Raw genomic sequence first — 18,452 nt, 5'->3', positions numbered from 1 at the left:
AACGGCGCTCGATAGTCGAACGCTGTTCGATAGGAAGAGCTCTCATGACGGTGACCACCACCTCCCCCCGCGTCTACACCTCGCTCAGAGCCGCGTGGGTTCCGCTCGCTGCGCTCTGTCTCGCCTTCTTCGTAGAGATGGTCGACAACACCCTGCTGTCCATCGCCCTCCCGACCATCGGCCGAGACCTCGGCGGGGACACGACGGGATTGCAGTGGATCACCGGGGCGTACTCGCTGACGTTCGGCGGGCTGCTGCTCACCGCCGGCTCCATCGCCGATCGCTTCGGCCGGCGGCGGGTCCTGCAGATCGGCCTCGCGACGTTCGGCGTGGTCAGCCTGGCCGTCCTCCTCGTGAACAGCATCGGCGGGCTCATCGCGGTCCGCGCCGCGCTCGGCGTCGCCGCCGCCGCGATGGCCCCGATCACGAACTCGCTCGTGTTCCGCCTCTTCGACGACGCCGCCCTGCGGATGCGGGCGATCACCCTCATGATGGTCGTCGGCATGTCGGGCTTCGTCGTGGGCCCCCTGCTCGGCGGCACCATCCTCACGCACCTGCCCTGGCAGTGGCTGTTGCTGATCAACGCTCCGATCGCCCTCCTCGCCGGAGTCGGAGTGCGCCTGGGCGTCCCCGCCGACGACCCGCGCGGACTGACGCGAGACCGCCTCGATCTGACCGGGGCGGCGTTGAGCGTGATGGCCGTCGGGCTCTCCTGCTACGCGCTGACGAGCGGAGTCCAGTTCGGATGGTTCGCTCCGGTCACACTGCTCGTCGGGATCGGCGCCGCGGCATCCATCGTTCTCTTCATCGTGAACGAGCGCCGATCCTCGGCCCCGATGATCGACCTCTCCCTCTTCTCCGTGGGCACGATCCGCGGTGCGGCGCTCGCGCAGATCGGCACCTCCGTGGCCATGGCGAGCGTGATGTTCGCGCTCATCCTGCACTTCCAGTACGCCTGGGGATGGAGCCCGATGGCCGCGGGGCTCGCCAATCTGCCCCTCATCCTGACCATGATCCTCGCCACCCCGCTCACCGAGGCGCTGATCCGCCGATTCGGACACCGCATCGCCTGCGTCATCGGTGCCGTGCTCCTCACGATCGGCCTCGGCGCGATGGCCTGGGCCGTCGGACGGGACTATCTCGCCATCGCGGTCGCGATGGTCGTCATGACGGCAGGCCTGCGTACCGTCATGACCATCTGCGCGGTCGCACTCATCGGGGCCGTGCCCGAGAATCGCACATCGATGGGTGCGGCCCTCAACGACACCGCCCAGGAGGTCGGCTCGAGCATCGGCACCGCGTTCGTCGGGACGATGATCGCGGTGCTCGTCGCCACGACACTCCCCTACGGCCCGTGGAACGCGGCGCTGACATCGACGTTCTTCCGGGGCGAACAGATCGCCTTCATCGCGGTCGCCATCGCCGTCGGTGCGATCTCCCTCATCGGGGCGCTCACCCTGAGCAGTGCGAGGACGACAGACGAGCACGAGCGCGTCGACGCCCCGTGAGACGGACGTGCAGAAACAGAAAAGCCCCGGTATACCGGGGCTTTTCACTGCGGAGACGGAGGGATTTGAACCCTCGGTCCCCGTAAGGGGACTCCACCTTAGCAGGGTGGTGCACTAGGCCTGACTATGCGACGTCTCCAGGCATCCGACCGCGAACGGCGCGAATGCACCCCGCAAGCATAACGGTTCCGCGGACCGGTACCGAACCGGCCGTCAGCGCTGAGCGACCGTGCAGGTCACTTCGTTCGCCGACTGCCCCGTGATCTCGCCGGGCAGCTCGACGGTGCCGTCGTCGGCGCCCGGGGTGGCCTCCCCGGTTGCACCCGGAGTCGGCGTGTCGGTCGCGCCGGGCGTGCCGGTTGCGCCCGGCGTGCCGCCGTCGCCCTCAGCCTCGCCGACGACCTCGACGCCGTTGCCGCCGCTGGCCGAACCGGTCACCCTGATGGGCTTGTTCTCGGACAGCGCCGTGAACAGCACGTCCGCGGCCGACGAGACCGGCAGGACGCGCGCGCCCCCGGGCGCGTACACCGTGGGGTACTGGACGAAGACGATGTCCTTGTACGGGACGTCGGCGACGGCCATGGCGATCTGCACCATGCGCTGCGGGTTGGTGAGCGATTCGCTCAGGACGAGCTGCTTCTCGTTCACCTGACGGATCGCGGTGTTCGCGAGGTTCAGGAGTGCCGGGTAGTTCGAGAGGACCGCACCCGACTGCAGCTTGCGGACCAGCGAGCTCATGAACTGCTGCTGATTGGAGATGCGACCGAGGTCCGATCCGTCGCCGATGCCGTGACGGATGCGGAGGAACTGCAGCGCCTGCGCGCCGACGAGAGTCTGCTCGCCCTTCTTGAGGTTCAGTCCCGTGTGCTTGTCCTTGATGTCGTCGCTGAGGCACACGTCGACGCCGCCGATGGCATCGGACATGTTGATGACACCCGTCCAGCGGATCGCCGCCGCGAACTGGATGTCGACGCCCGTCAGCTCCTCGACGGTGGCGACCGAGCATCCCAGCCCGCCGTAGCTGTAGGAGACGTTGATCATCTGCGCGCTCATCGCCGGGTACGAGCCGCCCTCGGGGTTCCGGCACGAGGGGATGGGCACGATCATGTCGCGGGGGAACGAGACGACGGTCACGCGGCGGGGCGCATCGCTGATGTGCACGAGCATCGTGACGTCGTTGCGCTCACCGCCGTCGTCGTGCTTGCAGCGCGGGAACAGTTTCAGATCCTGGCCCTCGCACGAGTCGGTGCCGACGACGAGCATGTTGACGCCGCCCTCGATCTCACCGATGTGCGGCGGCAGCTCCGAACCCTCGTCGCCGATCGAGACGCCGTTGTCGCTGAGGCTGCGTGCGGCGTCCCACACGTAGAACCCGCCGATCGCCGTCGTACTCACGAGGACGACGGCGACGACGGCAGCCAGGATCGTGAAGACCTGACGGAGCGGATGCGGGGAGGTCAGCTCACCGTGACGAGCCACGGGTTGGCGGCGGAACTTCGTCGCCTTCGCATCGTGCCTAGCGCTCACGGATCACCTTTCGGACAGTGCGGAGGGTGTGGGATTCGAACCCACGGGACATTGCTGCCCACCGGTTTTCAAGACCGGATCCTTCGGCCGCTCGGACAACCCTCCCGACCCCGCCGAACGGCAGCGGTCGAACAGGCCGAGTCTAGCCGACCCCAGAACCCGTCCATTCTCGCGGGAACGCCTGGGGGACGCCTGAACGGCCAGGTCAGAGGGCCTTCAGCACCGCCGTGACGCCGCCCTCGGTGACGGATGCCGTGAGCTCCGACGCCTCGGACAGCACCTCTTCGGGGCCTTGGCCCATCGCGATCGCGCGTCCGCCATGGGCCCGCGCCCACCGGAACATGCCGATGTCGTTGCGTCCGTCGCCGATGACGACGACGTTCTGCGGCTCGATGCCCAGCCAGCCGCGGACGAGCTCGAGCCCGGTCGCCTTGTCGACGCCCTGCGGGGCGATGTCGAGCCAGGCCGACCAGCCGACGGCATATGAGACCTTGTTGAGGCCGATGCGCGCGACCAACTCGACGAAGTCCTCATCGGTGTCCTGCTCCGAAACGACGACGACACGCGAGACGGGGTCGGCCGAGAGCTCCTCGAAGCTCACCCGGTCGGCGTTCGCGAGGTTCCAGTCATCCATGTGGTGCGTGAACAGGCGGCGACCGCTGGGAAGCTCGACCATGTAGCGCGCCGTCGGCAGGTGATCGCGCAGAAGCGTGAGCACCTCGGTGGCATCGAACTGCTCTGTGTGGAACCGGTCGTACACGGGTGAGTCGATGGGCCCCGTGCGCTTCAGGATCACCGCACCGTTGGAGCAGACGACGTACTCGGGCGTGATCGCCAGGCGCTCGATGATCCTGCCCGTGCTCTCCCACGATCTCCCCGTCGCGAGCATGACCTCGTGCCCGGCGCTCTGCGCATCGGCGATCGCGTCGACGACGCCGGGGCTGTAGGTCTCGTCCTCGAGCAGGATCGTGCCGTCGACGTCGAGGGCGATGAGCAACCGCTCGCGCGGGGGCTCGGCGGCATCCGTCGCGATCTCCTCGACGACCTCGGCCGCCTCGTCTGCAGACAGCGTCACGCGATCGGCTCCGCCACCTCGAGGCCGCCCAGGTACGGGCGGAGGACCTCGGGGATGACGACCGAGCCGTCTTCGCGCTGGTGCGTCTCGAGCAGCGCGACGATCCAGCGGGTCGTGGCGAGCGTGCCGTTCAGCGTCGCGACGGGAGCGGTGCGACCGCCCTCCGGACGGTGACGGATGTCGAGGCGACGGGCCTGATACGTCGTGCAGTTCGACGTCGACGTGAGCTCGCGGTACGCGCCCTGGGTCGGGACCCACGCCTCCACGTCGTACTTGCGGGCGGCGGACGAGCCCAGATCGCCGGCGGCGACGTCGATGACCCGGTACGAGAGGCCGAGGTCCTGCAGCATCCGCTCCTGCATCTCGACGAGGCGCAGGTGCTCCGCCTCGGCATCCTCGGGCGTCGTGTAGACGAACATCTCGAGCTTGTTGAACTGGTGCAGCCGGATGATGCCGCGGGTGTCCTTGCCGTACGACCCGGCCTCGCGCCGGTAGCAGGTCGACCAGCCCGCGTAGCGCTTCGCGCCGCGCTCGAGGTCGAGGATCTCGTCCATGTGGTACCCGGCGAGGGGCACCTCGCTCGTGCCGACGAGGTAGAGGTCGTCGTCGTCGAGTCGATAGACCTCGTCGGCGTGCTGACCGAGGAACCCGGTCCCGCGCATGACCTCGGCGCGGACCAGGGTCGGCGGGATGACCGGGATGAAGCCGGCGTCGAGGGCCCGCTGCATCCCGAGGTTCATGATCGCGAGCTCGAGGCGCGCGCCGACGCCGGTGAGGAAGGCGAAGCGCGCACCCGACACCTTGGCACCGCGCTCGGTGTCGATCGCGCCGAGCATCTCGCCGAGGGCGAGGTGGTCGCGCGGCTCGAAGTCGAAGGAGACCGGCTCGCCGTGCGTGCGGAGGGTGACGAAGTCGTCCTCACCACCGGCCGGGACGCCGTCGATGACGATGTTCTCGATGCGCGCGAGCGCGGCGGACGCGGCATCCTCTGCCACGGTCACGGCCTGCTGCGCGGCCTTCACCCGCTCGCTGAGGTCCTTAGCCTCGGCGACCAGTGCGGCCTTCTCGTCCTTCGGCGCCTTCGCGACACGCTTGCCGTGCGCGTTCTGCTCGGCGCGGAGCTCCTCGAAGGTGGTGATCGCCGTGCGGCGCTCCTTGTCGGCGGCGAGGGCGTCGTCGACGGTGTCAGGCGACTCGCCGCGGGCTTCCTGCGAGCGCTTCACGAGGTCAGGGGCGTCACGGAGGAGGGCGAGATCGATCACCCGACGAGTCTAGTCGCGGCCCCTGCGGGCCCAGCCCTGGTGCGGGGAACGCGCGAGCGCAAGGGGGCCCTGCCATACGGATGCGGGGCCCTATCCTGTACGCATGGCGACCGACCCCGGCACGACGCACCGCTCCGACGACGCGCACGATCCGGCGACCGCGGCCGAACCCGACGGCGTGATCCGCGAGCCCGACGACGTCGCACCCGACACGCAGGACGGCGACACCGGAGAGGCGCGTCGCGTCGACCGGAGCGGGTCGACCGAGCCGATGCCCGATGTCGACGGCCGCCCGAGCCCCAAGGCGGCACTGGTCTACAACCCGATCAAGGTCGACGGTGATCAGCTCCGTGATCAGGTGGCGCAGGCGGCGAAGGATGCCGGCTGGTCCGAGCCCCTCTTCTACGAGACCACGGTCGACGACCTCGGCGACGACGTCGCACGTCAGGCTCTGTCGGAAGGAGTCGACGCGGTCCTGGTCGCCGGAGGCGACGGCACCGTCCGCGCCGTCAGCGAGGCCATGACCGGCTCGAGCGTGCCCCTCACGATCGTCCCGAGCGGCACCGGCAACCTCCTCGCCCGCAACCTGCGACTCCCCCTCACCGACCCGTCGGCCATGATCGCCGCGACCTTCGACGGCGACACCCTCGCGATCGACGTGGGTCTCGCTCAGCTGCGGCGGCCCGAGGGCGAGACCACCGAGCACGCGTTCGTCGTGATGGGCGGCATGGGGCTCGACGCCGCCATGATCGCGAACACGAACAGCGACCTCAAGAAGAAGGTCGGCTGGGTGGCCTACGTCGACGGCGCGGCCCGCTCCATCGCGCAGGCCAAGCCGTTCCCCGTCGTCTACCAGGTGCCGGGTCACCGCATCCACCGCGCGGACGTGCAGAGCGTCCTGTTCGCCAACTGCGGCTCGCTTCAGGCGGGGCTCGAGCTCATCCCCGAGGCATCCATCACCGACGGCGAGCTCGACGTCGCCATCCTGCAGCCGCGAACGGCCCTGGGGTGGCTGCTGGTCTGGCGACGCCTCGCGTGGGACAACAGCGTGCTGCGGAAGTTCCGCGCCGGACGCAAGATCCTCGCCGTCCGGACGGCCGACAACTCCGTCCGGTATTCGCGTGGCAAGGGCATCGACCTCGCCGCCGAAGAAGCGCACCCCGTGCAGCTCGACGGCGACGAATTCGGCGAGGCGACGCGGATCGCGGTGCGCGTCGTGGCCGGCGGGCTCACCCTCGCCATCCCCCGCGGGCACTCGGTCGACGCCGTCTGAGCCGGCCCCCTGAGCGATCCGGCGCCGGATTGCAAGGGGCGGCATCGCCCGGCGCCGACGGCCAGGATGAAGGGATGCCGTCCCCTTCGATCGTCTGGTTCCGCGACGACCTCCGCCTCGCCGATCACCCGGCCCTCCGTGCCGCCCTCGACAGGGGCGAGCCGGTGATCGGGCTCTACGTGCTCGATGAGGAGAGCGACGGCATCCGTCCGCTCGGCGGCGCGGCACGCTGGTGGCTGCACCATTCGCTCGCCTCCCTCGCCGAGCGTCTCGCCGAGCGCGGCTCCCGCCTCATCCTCCGCCGCGGCCCGGCTCACCGGGTCGTCCGCGAGGCGGTGGAGGATGCCGGTGCGGGGGCGGTCTTCTGGAACCGCCGCTACGGCGGACCCGAGCGCGAGATCGACGCGGCGCTCAAGTCGGACCTGCGGGAGGGTGACGTGGAGGTCGCGTCGTTCGCGGCATCCCTCCTCTTCGAGCCGTGGACCATCACCACCGGAGCGGGGAAGCACTTCTCGGTCTACAGCCCGTTCTGGCGCGCGTGCCTCGCGCAGCCGGCGCCTCGCGCTCCGCTGCCGGAGCCGCGCGAGGTGCCGGGACCGTCGCGGTATCCCGCCTCGGACGACCTGGACGACTGGGACCTGTTGCCGACCGAGCCCGACTGGGCGCAGGGCCTTCGCGACACGTGGGAGCCGGGCGAACCCGCGGCGCAGGCGCGGCTGAGGGAGTTCCTCGACGAGGACCTGGGCCACTATGACGACGCGAGGGACCGTCCCTCGGCGGGAGCGACCTCGCTGCTGTCGCCGCGGCTGCGCTGGGGCGAGCTGAGCCCGCACACCGTGTGGCACGCCGCCGTCGAGACCCCGGGCGCCTCGGGCTTCCTCTCCGAGATCGGGTGGCGCGAGTTCGCCTGGCACACGCTGTACCACTTCCCCGATCTCGCGACGAAGAACCTGCGGCCGGAGTTCGACGCCTTCCCCTGGCCGCGTCTCAAGCCGACCGCCCTCCGTGCCTGGCAGAAGGGGCAGACGGGGTACGCGATGGTGGATGCCGGCATGCGGGAGCTCTGGGAGACCGGCTACATGCACAACCGCGTGCGGATGATCACGGCATCCTTCCTCATCAAGAACCTGATGATCGACTGGCGCCGCGGCGAGGAGTGGTTCTGGGACTGCCTCGTCGACGCCGACGGGGCGAGCAACACGTTCAACTGGCAGTGGGTCGCCGGCTCCGGCGCGGACGCCGCACCGTACTTCCGCGTCTTCAACCCCGAGCTGCAGGCCGACAAGTTCGACAAGAGCCGCGAGTACATCGGGCGGTGGGCGCCCGAGTACACGGATGCCGCCGGTCAGCCCCCGATGCCGATGGTCGATCTGAAGGCGACCCGGCAGAACGCGCTCGCCGCCTACGAGAAGGTCAAGCAGGCCTCGCGACAGGAGTGATCCCCCGTACACGCGACCGCGCCGCGGATCGGAGCCCGAAGGCCCGACCCGCGGCGCGGATGCGTGGTGTCAGTGAATGACGGGTGTCAGGGAGTGATCACTCGGAGACGGGGATGGACTGCGCCTTGAGGGCGTCGACCGTCTTGGTCTGCGCGGACTGCAGCGCCTCGAGCAGCGTGCCCTGACCGCTGGCGGCCTTCTGGAAGCCGTCGGAGACGTCGGCGTAGGTCTGCGTCATGGTCGGGCCCCACACGAAGTCGGGGTTGACCTCGGCGGCAGCCTCGGCGAAGACGTCGTAGATCTTCTGTCCGCCGTAGAACTCCACGCCCTCCTGCAGCGAGGGGAGCTTGAGTCCCTCGGTGGTGGCGGGATAGATGTTCGCCGACTTGTTGAGGGCCGAGAGGGCCTCATCCGACGTGTTCAGCCACAGCGCGAACTTCGCGGCCTCGTAGGGGTGCTTGCTGCCCTTGAAGACGGCGACCGAGGATCCACCCCAGTTACCGGCGGCCTTGTCGCCCGCGTTCCACTGCGGCGACGGAGCGACCGACCACTTGCCCGACGTGTCGGGAGCACCCGAAGAGATCGAGTTGGCACCCCAGACGGCGGAGTTCCAGCTCCAGACCTTGCCGGAGTTGTAGGCGTTGTTCCACTCCTCGGTCCACGCCGGGTAGGTGGAGACGAGGTCTTCCTTGATGAGGTCCTGCCAGTAGTCGGCGACCGTCTTGGACTCGTCGCCGGTCAGGTTGACCTTCCAGGCGTCGCCGTCGTTGGAGAACCAGTCGCCACCGGTCTGCCAGACGAGACCGGCGAACTGGTTGATGTCAGCGGTCGAGAAGTTGGTGATGTAGCCACCGGCCTTGCGGACCTCCTTGGCGGCTTCCTTGTACTCGGCCCACGTGGTGGGGACCTTGATGCCGTTCTTCTCGAACAGGTCCGAGCGGTAGAACAGCGCCATGGGGCCCGAGTCCTGCGGGATGCCGTAGACGCCGTCGGTGCCGAGGGTGACCTGGTTCCAGGTCCACGGGATGAACTTGTCCTTCGCGGCGACGACGTCCTTGCACGCGGACAGGTCCTCGAGACCGTCCTGCACACGGAAGCTCGACAGCGCGTCGTACTCGATCTGGCCGAGGTCGGGGGCGTTGCCCGCTTCGAGCTGGCTGAAGAAGCTCGAGTAGGTGCCGGAGTTGCCGTTGGGGCCCGTCTGGACCTTGACCTGGATGTCGGGGTTCTCCGCGTTCCAGATCTTGGCGACGTCCTCGATGCCGGGGATCCAGGACGTGAAGTCCAGGGTCACCTTGCCCTCGGAGGGAGCGCAGGCAGCCGGGTCCGCGGCATTGCCGCTGCCGCTGCCGCCGGTGCCGCCGGCGCAGCCGGCGAGAGTGAAGGCGGTGAGCAGTGCGACGCCGGCGACGACTGCCTTCTTGGTGTGACGCATGGGATTTCCAATCTGATCATTGATCGGGTGACAGGTACTGGTACTGCAGGGATGCCGCGGGGTCCGCCCGCGGCAGGAGCTCACTTCACGGAACCGTTGCCGAGTCCGTTGCGCCAGAAGCGCTGAAGCAAGAGGAAGGCGATGATGAGCGGCACGATCGACAGGAACGCGCCGACCAGGACGTAGGTGCGCAGCTCGGGGATCTGGTTGAGCTGCGTGTTCCACGTGTAGAGGCCGTAGGTGACCGGGAACAGGTCCTGGCTGCGGAGCATGATCAGCGGCAGGAAGAAGTTGTTCCAGATGGACACGAACTGGAAGAGGAAGATCGTCACGAGGGCCGGAGCCATGAGCCGCGACGACACGGTGAAGAACGTGCGGACCTCGCCCGAACCGTCGAGGCGGGCGGCTTCGATGAGCTCATCCGGCACCGACGACGACGCGTAGATGCGTGCGAGGTAGACGCCGAACGGGCTCACGATGCTCGGGAGCAGCACCGACCAGAACGTGTTCGTCAGGTTCACCTGGCTGAACAGCAGGAACAGGGGCAGGGCGAGCGCCGTCGCCGGGACGAGGACGCCGCCGAGGACGATGTTGAAGAACGCCTCACGGCCGCGGAAGCGGTACTTGCCGAGGGCGTATCCCGCCATCCCCGCGAACACGGTGGCCAGCAGCGCGCCGAGACCTGCGTAGGCGAGGCTGTTGAGCAGCCAGCGGAAGTAGATGCCGTTGTTGTACGAGACGAGGTCGCCGATATTGGCGAACAGGTTCCAGTCGGCGAACCACAGCGCGTTCGTCGTCAGCAGCTGGCCGCGGTCCTTCGTGGAGGCGATGAACAGCCACCAGATGGGCACGAGGAAGTACAGCGTGAAGACGCCCATGATGAGGAGCGCCGCCGTGCGCGACATGATCGACTCGCGCGGCCCTCGCGTAGAGGGCAGGTCGGTCGCCGTGGCGCCGCGGGTACGGGTGAGGAGGCTCATTGCTCGGCCTTCCGCTGGGTGAGCTTCAAGAACGCGAACGACAGGACGCAGGTGGCGAGAGCCAGCACGACCGAGAAGGCCGCCGCGAGGTACGGGTTCGGCACCGCGCTGGTCGCGTAGATCGTCATGTTCGGCGTGAACGAGGAGTTGACGGCCGTGCTGAACGAACGGAAGACCTGCGGCTCGGCGAGCAGCTGGAGCGTTCCGATGATCGAGAAGACCGCGGTGAGGATGATGGCCGGGGCGACCATGGGGATCTTGATCGACCAGGCGATGCGGATCTGTCCGGCACCGTCGAGGCGCGCGGCCTCGTAGACCTCGGCGGGGATCGCGAGGAGGGCCGAGTAGATGATGAGCATGTTGTAGCCGACGAACACCCAGGTCACGACGTTCGCGATCGACCAGAGGATCATCTCGGGCGAGAGGAAGTCGACGGCGTTCGTGAGGCCGGTGAACGGCGACAGGTTCGGCGAGTAGAGGAAGCCCCACATGATCGCCGCGATGACACCGGGGACGGCGTAGGGCGCGAAGAAGGCGAGACGGAAGAACCGCTTGCCCTTGAGGGCGGGCGAGTCCAGAAGCAGGGCGAACAGCAGGGCCAGGCCGAGCATGACCGGCACCTGCACGACGCCGAACAGCAGCACGCGTCCGACCGACTCCCAGAAGGGCGCGTTCTGGAAGACCTGGATGTACTGCGTCAGCCCGCCGAACACCTCGGTCGGCTCGCCGTAGAGCCCGTCACGCTGGACGACGAGCAGCGACTGCCAGATGGCGTAGCCGATCGGCACCAGGTAGAAGAGCAGGAAAAGGATGCCGAACGGTCCGGTGAAGACCGCGATCGCCCCCTTGTGCGGGGTCTTGGCCCGCGGGATCCGCTTCGCGCGCGGCGGCTTCGCCTGCGAACGCGTCACGAGGACTTCCGTGGCGGTCATGCGGCCGCCTCCTCTCTGATGATGCGCACCGCGCCGGCGGGCACGATGGCGCGACCGGCGACGGATGTGCCGGTCACGAGGTCCACACCGTCGGAGTCGACGTGGACGTCGGTCTCGCCGTGATTGATCACGAAGAGATAGGACGCGAGCTCGCCGCGTCGGCGGACGATCTCGAGATCGCGCGTACGGGGCTCGACGACGGCGGCAGGAGCGACTCCGGCCTCGTCGGCGAGGCGCGCGACGAGGTCACGGTAGTCGGCTTCGCTGGGAAGAGTCGCGAGGTACCAGGCCGCACCCTCGCCCGAGGCGTTGCGGGTGAGCGCCGGCATTCCGGCGGCGGGACCGTCGGTGAAGGATGCCTGGACCTCGGCGGTGGTGGTGCGGGACCGCTCGGACCACAGCCGCGCGGTCGACCCGTCACTCAGGGTCAGCGCCGCCTCCGGGGCGACGGGGGCGAACTCCTCGATGTGGAGGCCGATCGCCTCGCGGAGGGGTCCGGCGTAGCCGCCGGTGTAGACGCGGTCGTTCTCGTCGACGATCGCCGTCGAGAAGGTGATGAGTGCGGTGCCGCCGTCGGCGATCCACGAGGTGAGGACCGCGGCATCCGCTTCGGTCATGAGATGAAGGCCCGGAACGACGACGAAGCGGTAGTCCGACAGGTCGGCGCCCGGCGCCACCACGTCGACGGTGAGCCCGTTCGCGTGGAGGGCGCGGTGCGCCGCGTGGACCTGGTCGAGGTAGCCGAACGCCTGGCTCGGGCGGGTCTCGCTCTGGGTCGCCCACCAGGACTCCCACGAGAAGAGGAAGGCGACGTCGGAGACGACGCGGGAGCCGGCGACCTCGCCGAGGCGCTCGACGATGCCGCCGAGCTCGACGACCTCGCGCCAGACGGCGGAGTCGGTGCCGGCGTGGGGAAGCATCGCGGAGTGGAACTTCTCGCTGCCCTGCACCGAGGCACGCCACTGGAAGAAGCAGACCCCGTCGGCGCCGCGTGCGACGTGCGTGAGCGAGTTGCGGATCATCTCGCCCGGAGCCTTGGGCTTGTTGAGCGGCTGCCAGTTGACGGCGCCGGTCGAGTGCTCCATGAGGAGCCACGGCGACCCCTGCGCGAGACCGCGGGAGAGATCGGCGGCGAAGGCGAGCTCGGACCGGGGGTCGCCGAGGCGATGGTCGAGGTAGTGGTCGTTCGCGATGATGTCCATCTCGGCCGCCCACGACCAGTAGTCGAGGTTCTCGATGTGCGCGGTGACCATGAAGTTCGTCGTGATCGCGACATCGCTGTGCGCACGGATGGCGTCGGCTTCGGCGCGGTAGTGAGCCAGGAGGGCGTCGCTGCTGAAGCGGTGGTAGTCGAGGACCTGGCCGGGGTTGCGGCTGGAGAGCGTCGCCTTCGGGGTGAGGATCTCGTCCCACTCGTAGTAGGTCTGGCTCCAGAACGCGGTCCCCCACGCGCGGTTGACCTCGGCGACCGTGCCGTAGCGCGCCTGCAACCACTCGCGGAAGGCCGCGGCGCTCTCGTCGCAGTGGCAGAGCGCGTTGTGGCAGCCGAGCTCGTTCGACACGTGCCAGAGCGCGACGGCCGGGTGCGAGCCGTAGCGTGCTGCGACGGCGTCGACGAGGGCGAGGGCGGCCTCGCGGTAGACGGGCGAGCTCGGGCACCACGCCTGGCGTCCACCGGGGTACCGGCGCGTCCCGTCCTCGACGACGGGCAGGATCTCGGGGTGGGCGGTCGTCAGCCATGCGGGGGTGGAAGCGGTGCCGGTGCCGAGGTTGATCCGGATGCCGGCGGCGTGGAGGCGCCCGATGATGTCGTCGAGACGGGCGAAGTCGTGCTCGCCGGCGCGCGGCTCGATGTGCGCCCAGCCGAAGATGTTGATGGCGACCAAGTCGACACCGGCTTCGCGCATCAGCGCGATGTCCTCGTCCCAGACGTCCGGCGTCCACTGTTCGGGGTTGTAGTCACAACCGAACGCGATGCCGTCGTGCGCGAAGGGGCGGGCGGGGGCCGACATGTTCTCCTCAGATCCTGTGAACGTGCACAGGTCTGCGCGGTGTTCCTCCGCGTTGAGGCTCTGTGAACGTGTACAGAGTAGGCAGACGCGATTCGGATGTCAACACGACCCCGCAAAGCGCCTGGGTTCCCGGGAATCCCGGGGATCACGGGCATCCGTACCCTCGGCGGGCGGCGCGGCGGTGCGTGTGAGCCGTGTGTGCGTGCACATACGATGAACGCGTGAGCAGCGACCGCACGGATGTCATCGGCCGACGTCGGCGTGCGACCGTGAAGGACGTCGCCAACGAGGCGGGTGTCTCCCGAGGGACGGTCAGCCGGGTTCTCAACGGGCAGCCGTACGTCTCGGACGAAGCGCGCGAGGCCATCGAAGCCGCGATCGCGAAGGTCGGATTCGTCCCCAACCGGGCCGCGCGCAGCCTCGTCATGCAGAGCTCGCAGGCCATCGGACTGATCGTCCACGAGCCGCACTCGCTCTTCGTCGAAGACCCCAACATCGGCTCGATCCTGCTCGGCGCGAACGCGGCGCTGTCGGAGGCCGACTACCAGCTGTCGTTCATGATCGCCGACACCACCCGCGACATCGAGCGACTCGCGCGCTATCTGAGCGGCGGACTGATCGACGGCGTCATCATCGTCTCGGCGCGCGTCGGCGACCCGATCACACGGGCGATCGCCGACCTGGGCTTGCCAGCCGCATTCGTCGGCCACCCGCGCGACATCGGCGACGCGGCCTACGTGGCCATCGACAACCGGGGCGCGGCACGCGAGATCACGCGCCGACTGATGGACACCGGTCGCTCGCGGATCGGGATGATCGCGTCGGCCCTCGACCGCGACTCGGGTTCCGACCGCCTGGCGGGTTTCGTCGACGCCCTCGGCAGCCGCTTCGACCCGCAGCTCGTGGAGCCGGTGCCGCTGTACTCGTACTCGGACGGACAGGCGGGCATGCGTGCGCTGCTCGAACGTGCACCCGACATCGACGGCGTCTTCGCCTCGAGCGACGCCGTCGCCGCGGGCGCGATGGACGTCCTGCAGGCCGCCGGTCGCGTCATCCCCGACGACGTCGGCATCGTCGGGTTCGACGACAGCTCGTGGGCGTTGCGCTGCGATCCCCCGCTGTCCACCGTGCATCAGCCGGCTGACGAGCTCGGACGCGCCGCGGCGGAATCCGTCCTCCGTCAGCTCCGCGGCGAGGACCCCGGCAACGGCGGGCGTGTCCTCGACTGCCCCGTGGTCTGGCGCGACTCAGCCTGACCGGCGTGCACGTTTGCGCATGAGGCGCGCATCGCGTTGACATCGCCGACGTGACGGTGCGACTCTCTGTGTGCACGTTCACAGCATTCTCATCGGTGATTCCGTGAACGTGCACAGTCACAGCCGGGCAGAGACGCCCGGCATCCCACAAGGAAGTAGGAGTCCGTGCATTCTCACGTTCCGCGGCGGCGCCTGGCCGCCGTCACCGCAGTGGCCGCGGTCGCGGCATCCCTCTGCATCGCCGTTCCCGCTTCGGCGGCGACGCCGGTGGCGACCGCCGTCGCGGCAGCCAGCGACGCTCCCGCCTCCGCCGGTTCGACCGTCTCGCTCGACCTCGCCGGCACCTGGAAGTTCGCGAAGGGGGACGACCCGTCCTACGCGTCGCCGGAGTTCGACGACGCGGCCTGGCAGGACATCACCGTCCCCGGCGACGGCACGCCCTTCGACGACTACGACGGCTTCGCCTGGTACCGGCTCGACTTCACCCTCCCCGCGGACGCCTCGGGGACGAACCTCGTCGCCTCGCTCGGGTTCCTCGACGACGTCGACGAAGCCTTCCTCAACGGACAGCGCATCGGCGGCTCGGGCACGATGCCGCCGGCTGCCAGCAGCCAGTGGTTCGAGAAGCGTCTCTACCCCGTTCCGGCCGACGCACCGAACTTCGGCGGCGAGAACACCCTCGCGGTGCGCCTGTACGACATGAACGGCGGCGGCGGCTGGTACGAAGGACCCGTCGGGATCTACTCGAAGGATGCCGTCCGCGCGAACGTCTACGGCATCACCGGGCCCCGCGCCTCGGCCGCGCAGTCGGCCGCCGTGGCGGATGTCCTCGAGGCGCAGAAGACCGCTCTCGCGGCCGGCGATGTCGACGCGTACCTGAAGACGCTCGACAAGAGCTACTTCCACGACGGCCGGTCGAAGGACCGGCGCGCCCGCGAGCTGCGCGACTGGATGAAGGAGTCGGGCTCCCTCACCCTCACCGACAGCGAGGTCGAGGTCGTCACCGGCGAGGACGGCGCCCTCGTCGTCGACACCAACCGGACGATCACGGGCACGCGTGACGGCGAGCCGTACACCTTCCAGCCGGCATCCCAGCAGTTCCTCCACATCGACGGGACCACGCTCCGCGAGACCGGCAACGATTCCCGGTTCTTCCGCGAGACGGTGGATTCCGACCTCGAGGGTCAGCCGCGCGAGTTCGCGACCTACCTGCCCCCGTCCTACCTGAGCGAGCCGAACCGCGAATACCCGGTCGTCTACCTGCTGCACGGCATCAACGGCGGCAGCCGCGAGTGGGAGCCGCGCGACATCGACGACGTCCTCGACGGACTGTGGAAGCAGGGTCTCGCCGAATCGATCGTCATCATGCCCGACGGCGAATCGCTCTGGTACTCCGACCAGCCGAACGGCGGCACGCCGTGGCGCAGCATGTTCCTCACCGAGATGGTGCCCCTCGTCGACAAGGAGTACCGCACCCTCGAAGGTCGCGATTTCCGCGCCCTCACCGGCGTCTCGATGGGTGGCTTCGGCGCCTGGTCGCTCGGCCTCTCGAACCCGGGGATGTTCTCCTCCATCGCGTCGCACATCGGCTCGCTGAGCTACTCCGGCTCGGCTCTGCCCACGCCGCTGAAGCAGGCCGGCGACATGACCACGAAGCAGCTGAAGAAATTCGACTTCTACTTCGACGCGTGCGAGTTCGACGAGTACCGCTTCGACGACGCCGCGCGCTCGATGAACACGATCCTCACCGACAAGGGCGTGCCCCACACGTGGGCCGTCTACCCCGAGGGACGTCACAACGACGCCTGCTGGATGCCGCACCTGAAGGACTCGTTCGGCATGCACTCGACGCACTTCCGTGAGGCGGGCCTGCGCGAGGACTACGTGAAGCCCGAGATCAGCGCCCCGGCATCCACCACCGTCCGCTTCGGATCGACGTTCGACGCCCTCGCCGGCGTGACCGCGCGCGACGAGGTCGACGGCGACCTGACGGCTTCACTGAAGGTCCGCGGCACGGTCGACACGAAGAAGCTCGGCACGTACACCCTCCGCTACACGGTGGAGGATGCCGCCGGCAACCGCGCCCGCGTCGACCGAACCGTCACCGTGGCACCCGTCACCCTGACGGTCGGCACCCCGACCATCGGCGGCACCACGACCGTGGGCTCCACCCTCACCGCGAAGCCGGGCACGTGGACGAAGGGCACGGCCTTCTCGTACCAGTGGATGCGGGACGGTGCGCCGATCAGGGGCGCCGTCACCGCGACGCACCGCCTGACGGCATCCGACCTGCGGGCTCGCATCTCGGTGCGGGTCACGGGAACGCTGACCGGCTACACGACGGCCGCGAAGACGTCGGCCGCGACCGTCAAGGTCACCGCGGGCACTCTGCGGGCGGCGACCCCGACGATCACCGGCGCCGCGAAGGTCGGCGCGACGCTGACGGCGCGCGCCGGCACCTGGACCGAGGGGACGCGCCTGTCGTTCCAGTGGCTGAACGACGGCACGGTGATCCGCGGGGCGACCGCGGCGACCTACCGAGTGACCTCCGCCGACCGCGGCGACGCGATCTCGGTGCGGGTGACCGGCAGCCTCGGCGGATACGAATCGTCGAGCCGCACGTCGAAGGCGGTGCGGATCGCCCGCTGAGTCCACCGCGGCGCGGAATGCGCCGCCCCCGGCCGGGGTTGCAGTTCTCGATATGAGCACTGCGACCCCGGCCCTTTCCGTTCTCGACCTCGTCCCCGTCCGCACGGGACAGACCAGCAGCCAGGCGATCACCGCCTCGATCGCGCTGGCGCAGCGCGCCGACGACCTCGGCTATCAGCGCTACTGGTTCGCGGAGCACCACAACATGCCGGCCGTCGCGTCGACGACGCCGCCCGTACTCATCGCCGCGACCGCTGCCCGCACGCGCCGCATCCGGGTCGGGTCGGGCGGCGTCATGCTCCCCAACCACTCCCCCCTCGTCGTCGCCGAGCAGTTCGCGGCGCTCGAAGCCCTCGCACCGGGACGCATCGACCTCGGCATCGGACGGGCGCCCGGCTCCGACCCGGTGATCACGCAGCTGCTGCGCCAGTCGGGCACCACGAGCGACGTCGAGCGCTTCCCGAACCACGTCACCGACATCCGCTCGCTCGTCTCGTCCGAGGGTGCGACGCTGCGGTTCACCTCGGGCGGGACCTACGACGTGCACGCGACGCCCGCCTCGACGAGCGCGCCCGAGGTGTGGCTGCTCGGATCGAGCGACTACTCCGCGCAGCTGGCGGCCGGGATGGGCCTGCCGTACGTCTTCGCCAACCACTTCTCGGGCGACGGGCTCGAGCGCGCGCTCGACCTGTACCGCGGTCAGTTCCAGCCGTCCGAGACGCTGTCGGCGCCCCGGACCTTCGTTACGGCCAACGCCGTCGTCGCCGACACCGACGAGCAGGCCCGCGCCGCGGCCCTGCCGCAGGCCCGCATGATGGCGCGCCTGCGCGGCGGCAAGCCGCTCACGGCGCTCGAGACCGTCGAGCAGGCCGCTTCGGCCGAGGCATCCGACGGCCTGGCCGCACCCGTCTTCGACGCGATGATGTCGCGCTGGTTCGTCGGAACCGGCCAGGACGTGCGTGCGCGGCTCGCCGAGTTCGCCGCCCGCCACGGCGTCGACGAGGTCATGGTGTCGCCCGTCGCCGGTGCGACCGACGCCGAGCCGATGGACGCCGCGCCGTCCCGCATCCGGACCCTGGAGCTCCTCGCCGCTTGAGCCTCTCG

At 69.2% G+C, this 18,452-nt stretch carries 13 protein-coding genes and 2 tRNA genes; 6 read left to right on the top strand and 9 right to left on the bottom strand.

Translation table 11 applies throughout. The features are described from left to right. Positions 1 to 44 precede the first annotated feature (44 nt). On the top strand, positions 45 to 1,508 hold the full coding sequence (locus tag H286_RS0109215; protein ID WP_020097921.1) for an MFS transporter: 1,464 nt from the start codon (positions 45 to 47) through the stop codon (positions 1,506 to 1,508). Between the two features lie 50 nt (positions 1,509 to 1,558). On the opposite strand, the gene H286_RS0109210 is transcribed toward H286_RS0109215, so the two are convergent. From H286_RS0109210 to serS, 5 genes are all read right to left on the bottom strand, one after another. Beyond that, positions 1,559 to 1,647 (bottom strand) — tRNA-Ser (locus H286_RS0109210). A 74-nt stretch (positions 1,648 to 1,721) separates the two neighbouring features. After that, entirely contained in the window at positions 1,722 to 2,987 is a 1,266-nt protein-coding gene (locus tag H286_RS0109205) for an LCP family protein (RefSeq protein ID WP_020097920.1), read from the bottom strand. 68 nt (positions 2,988 to 3,055) lie between these two features. Further along, a tRNA-Ser gene (locus H286_RS0109200) sits at positions 3,056 to 3,140 on the bottom strand. Between the two features lie 100 nt (positions 3,141 to 3,240). Continuing rightward, positions 3,241 to 4,110 carry an HAD-IIB family hydrolase gene (locus tag H286_RS0109195; protein ID WP_020097919.1) on the bottom strand — a complete coding sequence of 290 codons (870 nt, stop codon included), beginning with the start codon at positions 4,108 to 4,110 and terminating at the stop codon, positions 3,241 to 3,243. Next, entirely contained in the window at positions 4,107 to 5,372 is a 1,266-nt protein-coding gene (gene serS, locus H286_RS0109190) for a serine--tRNA ligase (protein ID WP_020097918.1), read from the bottom strand. The genes H286_RS0109195 and serS overlap by 4 nt, the downstream gene beginning before the upstream one ends. A gap of 103 nt (positions 5,373 to 5,475) precedes the next feature. Between serS and H286_RS0109185 the strand changes: the two genes are divergently transcribed. Both H286_RS0109185 and H286_RS0109180 read left to right on the top strand, forming a co-directional pair. Then, positions 5,476 to 6,645, top strand: coding sequence for a diacylglycerol/lipid kinase family protein (locus H286_RS0109185; protein ID WP_020097917.1), 1,170 nt, complete (start codon positions 5,476 to 5,478; stop codon positions 6,643 to 6,645). Between the two features lie 74 nt (positions 6,646 to 6,719). Further along, complete coding sequence (locus H286_RS0109180; RefSeq protein ID WP_020097916.1) at positions 6,720 to 8,084, top strand: cryptochrome/photolyase family protein; 1,365 nt, start codon at positions 6,720 to 6,722, stop codon at positions 8,082 to 8,084. Positions 8,085 to 8,181: 97 nt separating this feature from the next. Here H286_RS0109180 and H286_RS0109175 read toward each other — a convergent pair whose 3' ends face one another. The 4 genes from H286_RS0109175 to H286_RS0109160 form a co-directional block, all read right to left on the bottom strand. Continuing rightward, positions 8,182 to 9,519, bottom strand: coding sequence for an extracellular solute-binding protein (locus tag H286_RS0109175; protein ID WP_020097915.1), 1,338 nt, complete (start codon positions 9,517 to 9,519; stop codon positions 8,182 to 8,184). An 80-nt stretch (positions 9,520 to 9,599) separates the two neighbouring features. Then, positions 9,600 to 10,499, bottom strand: a complete 900-nt coding sequence (locus H286_RS0109170) for a carbohydrate ABC transporter permease (protein WP_020097914.1) — start codon at positions 10,497 to 10,499, stop codon at positions 9,600 to 9,602. Beyond that, on the bottom strand, positions 10,496 to 11,431 hold the full coding sequence (locus tag H286_RS0109165) for a carbohydrate ABC transporter permease (RefSeq protein WP_020097913.1): 936 nt from the start codon (positions 11,429 to 11,431) through the stop codon (positions 10,496 to 10,498). Before H286_RS0109165 ends, H286_RS0109170 begins: the two co-directional genes overlap by 4 nt. Continuing rightward, complete coding sequence (locus H286_RS0109160; protein ID WP_020097912.1) at positions 11,428 to 13,443, bottom strand: beta-galactosidase; 2,016 nt, start codon at positions 13,441 to 13,443, stop codon at positions 11,428 to 11,430. The genes H286_RS0109165 and H286_RS0109160 overlap by 4 nt, the downstream gene beginning before the upstream one ends. A gap of 221 nt (positions 13,444 to 13,664) precedes the next feature. Between H286_RS0109160 and H286_RS0109155 the strand changes: the two genes are divergently transcribed. The 3 genes from H286_RS0109155 to H286_RS0109140 all read left to right on the top strand — a co-directional run bounded on the left by H286_RS0109155 (position 13,665) and on the right by H286_RS0109140 (position 18,444). Further along, on the top strand, positions 13,665 to 14,699 hold the full coding sequence (locus H286_RS0109155; protein ID WP_018185590.1) for a LacI family DNA-binding transcriptional regulator: 1,035 nt from the start codon (positions 13,665 to 13,667) through the stop codon (positions 14,697 to 14,699). A 165-nt stretch (positions 14,700 to 14,864) separates the two neighbouring features. Then, on the top strand, positions 14,865 to 17,348 hold the full coding sequence (locus H286_RS14710; protein WP_051090665.1) for an alpha/beta hydrolase-fold protein: 2,484 nt from the start codon (positions 14,865 to 14,867) through the stop codon (positions 17,346 to 17,348). Between the two features lie 52 nt (positions 17,349 to 17,400). After that, on the top strand, positions 17,401 to 18,444 hold the full coding sequence (locus tag H286_RS0109140; RefSeq protein WP_018185591.1) for an LLM class flavin-dependent oxidoreductase: 1,044 nt from the start codon (positions 17,401 to 17,403) through the stop codon (positions 18,442 to 18,444). The last annotated feature ends 8 nt before the right edge of the window (positions 18,445 to 18,452 follow it).

The organism is Microbacterium sp. 11MF, assembly GCF_000383475.1.
Classification (GTDB): Bacteria; Actinomycetota; Actinomycetes; order Actinomycetales; family Microbacteriaceae; genus Microbacterium; species Microbacterium aquilitoris.
This window is presented reverse-complemented; position numbering and strand designations above follow the sequence as displayed.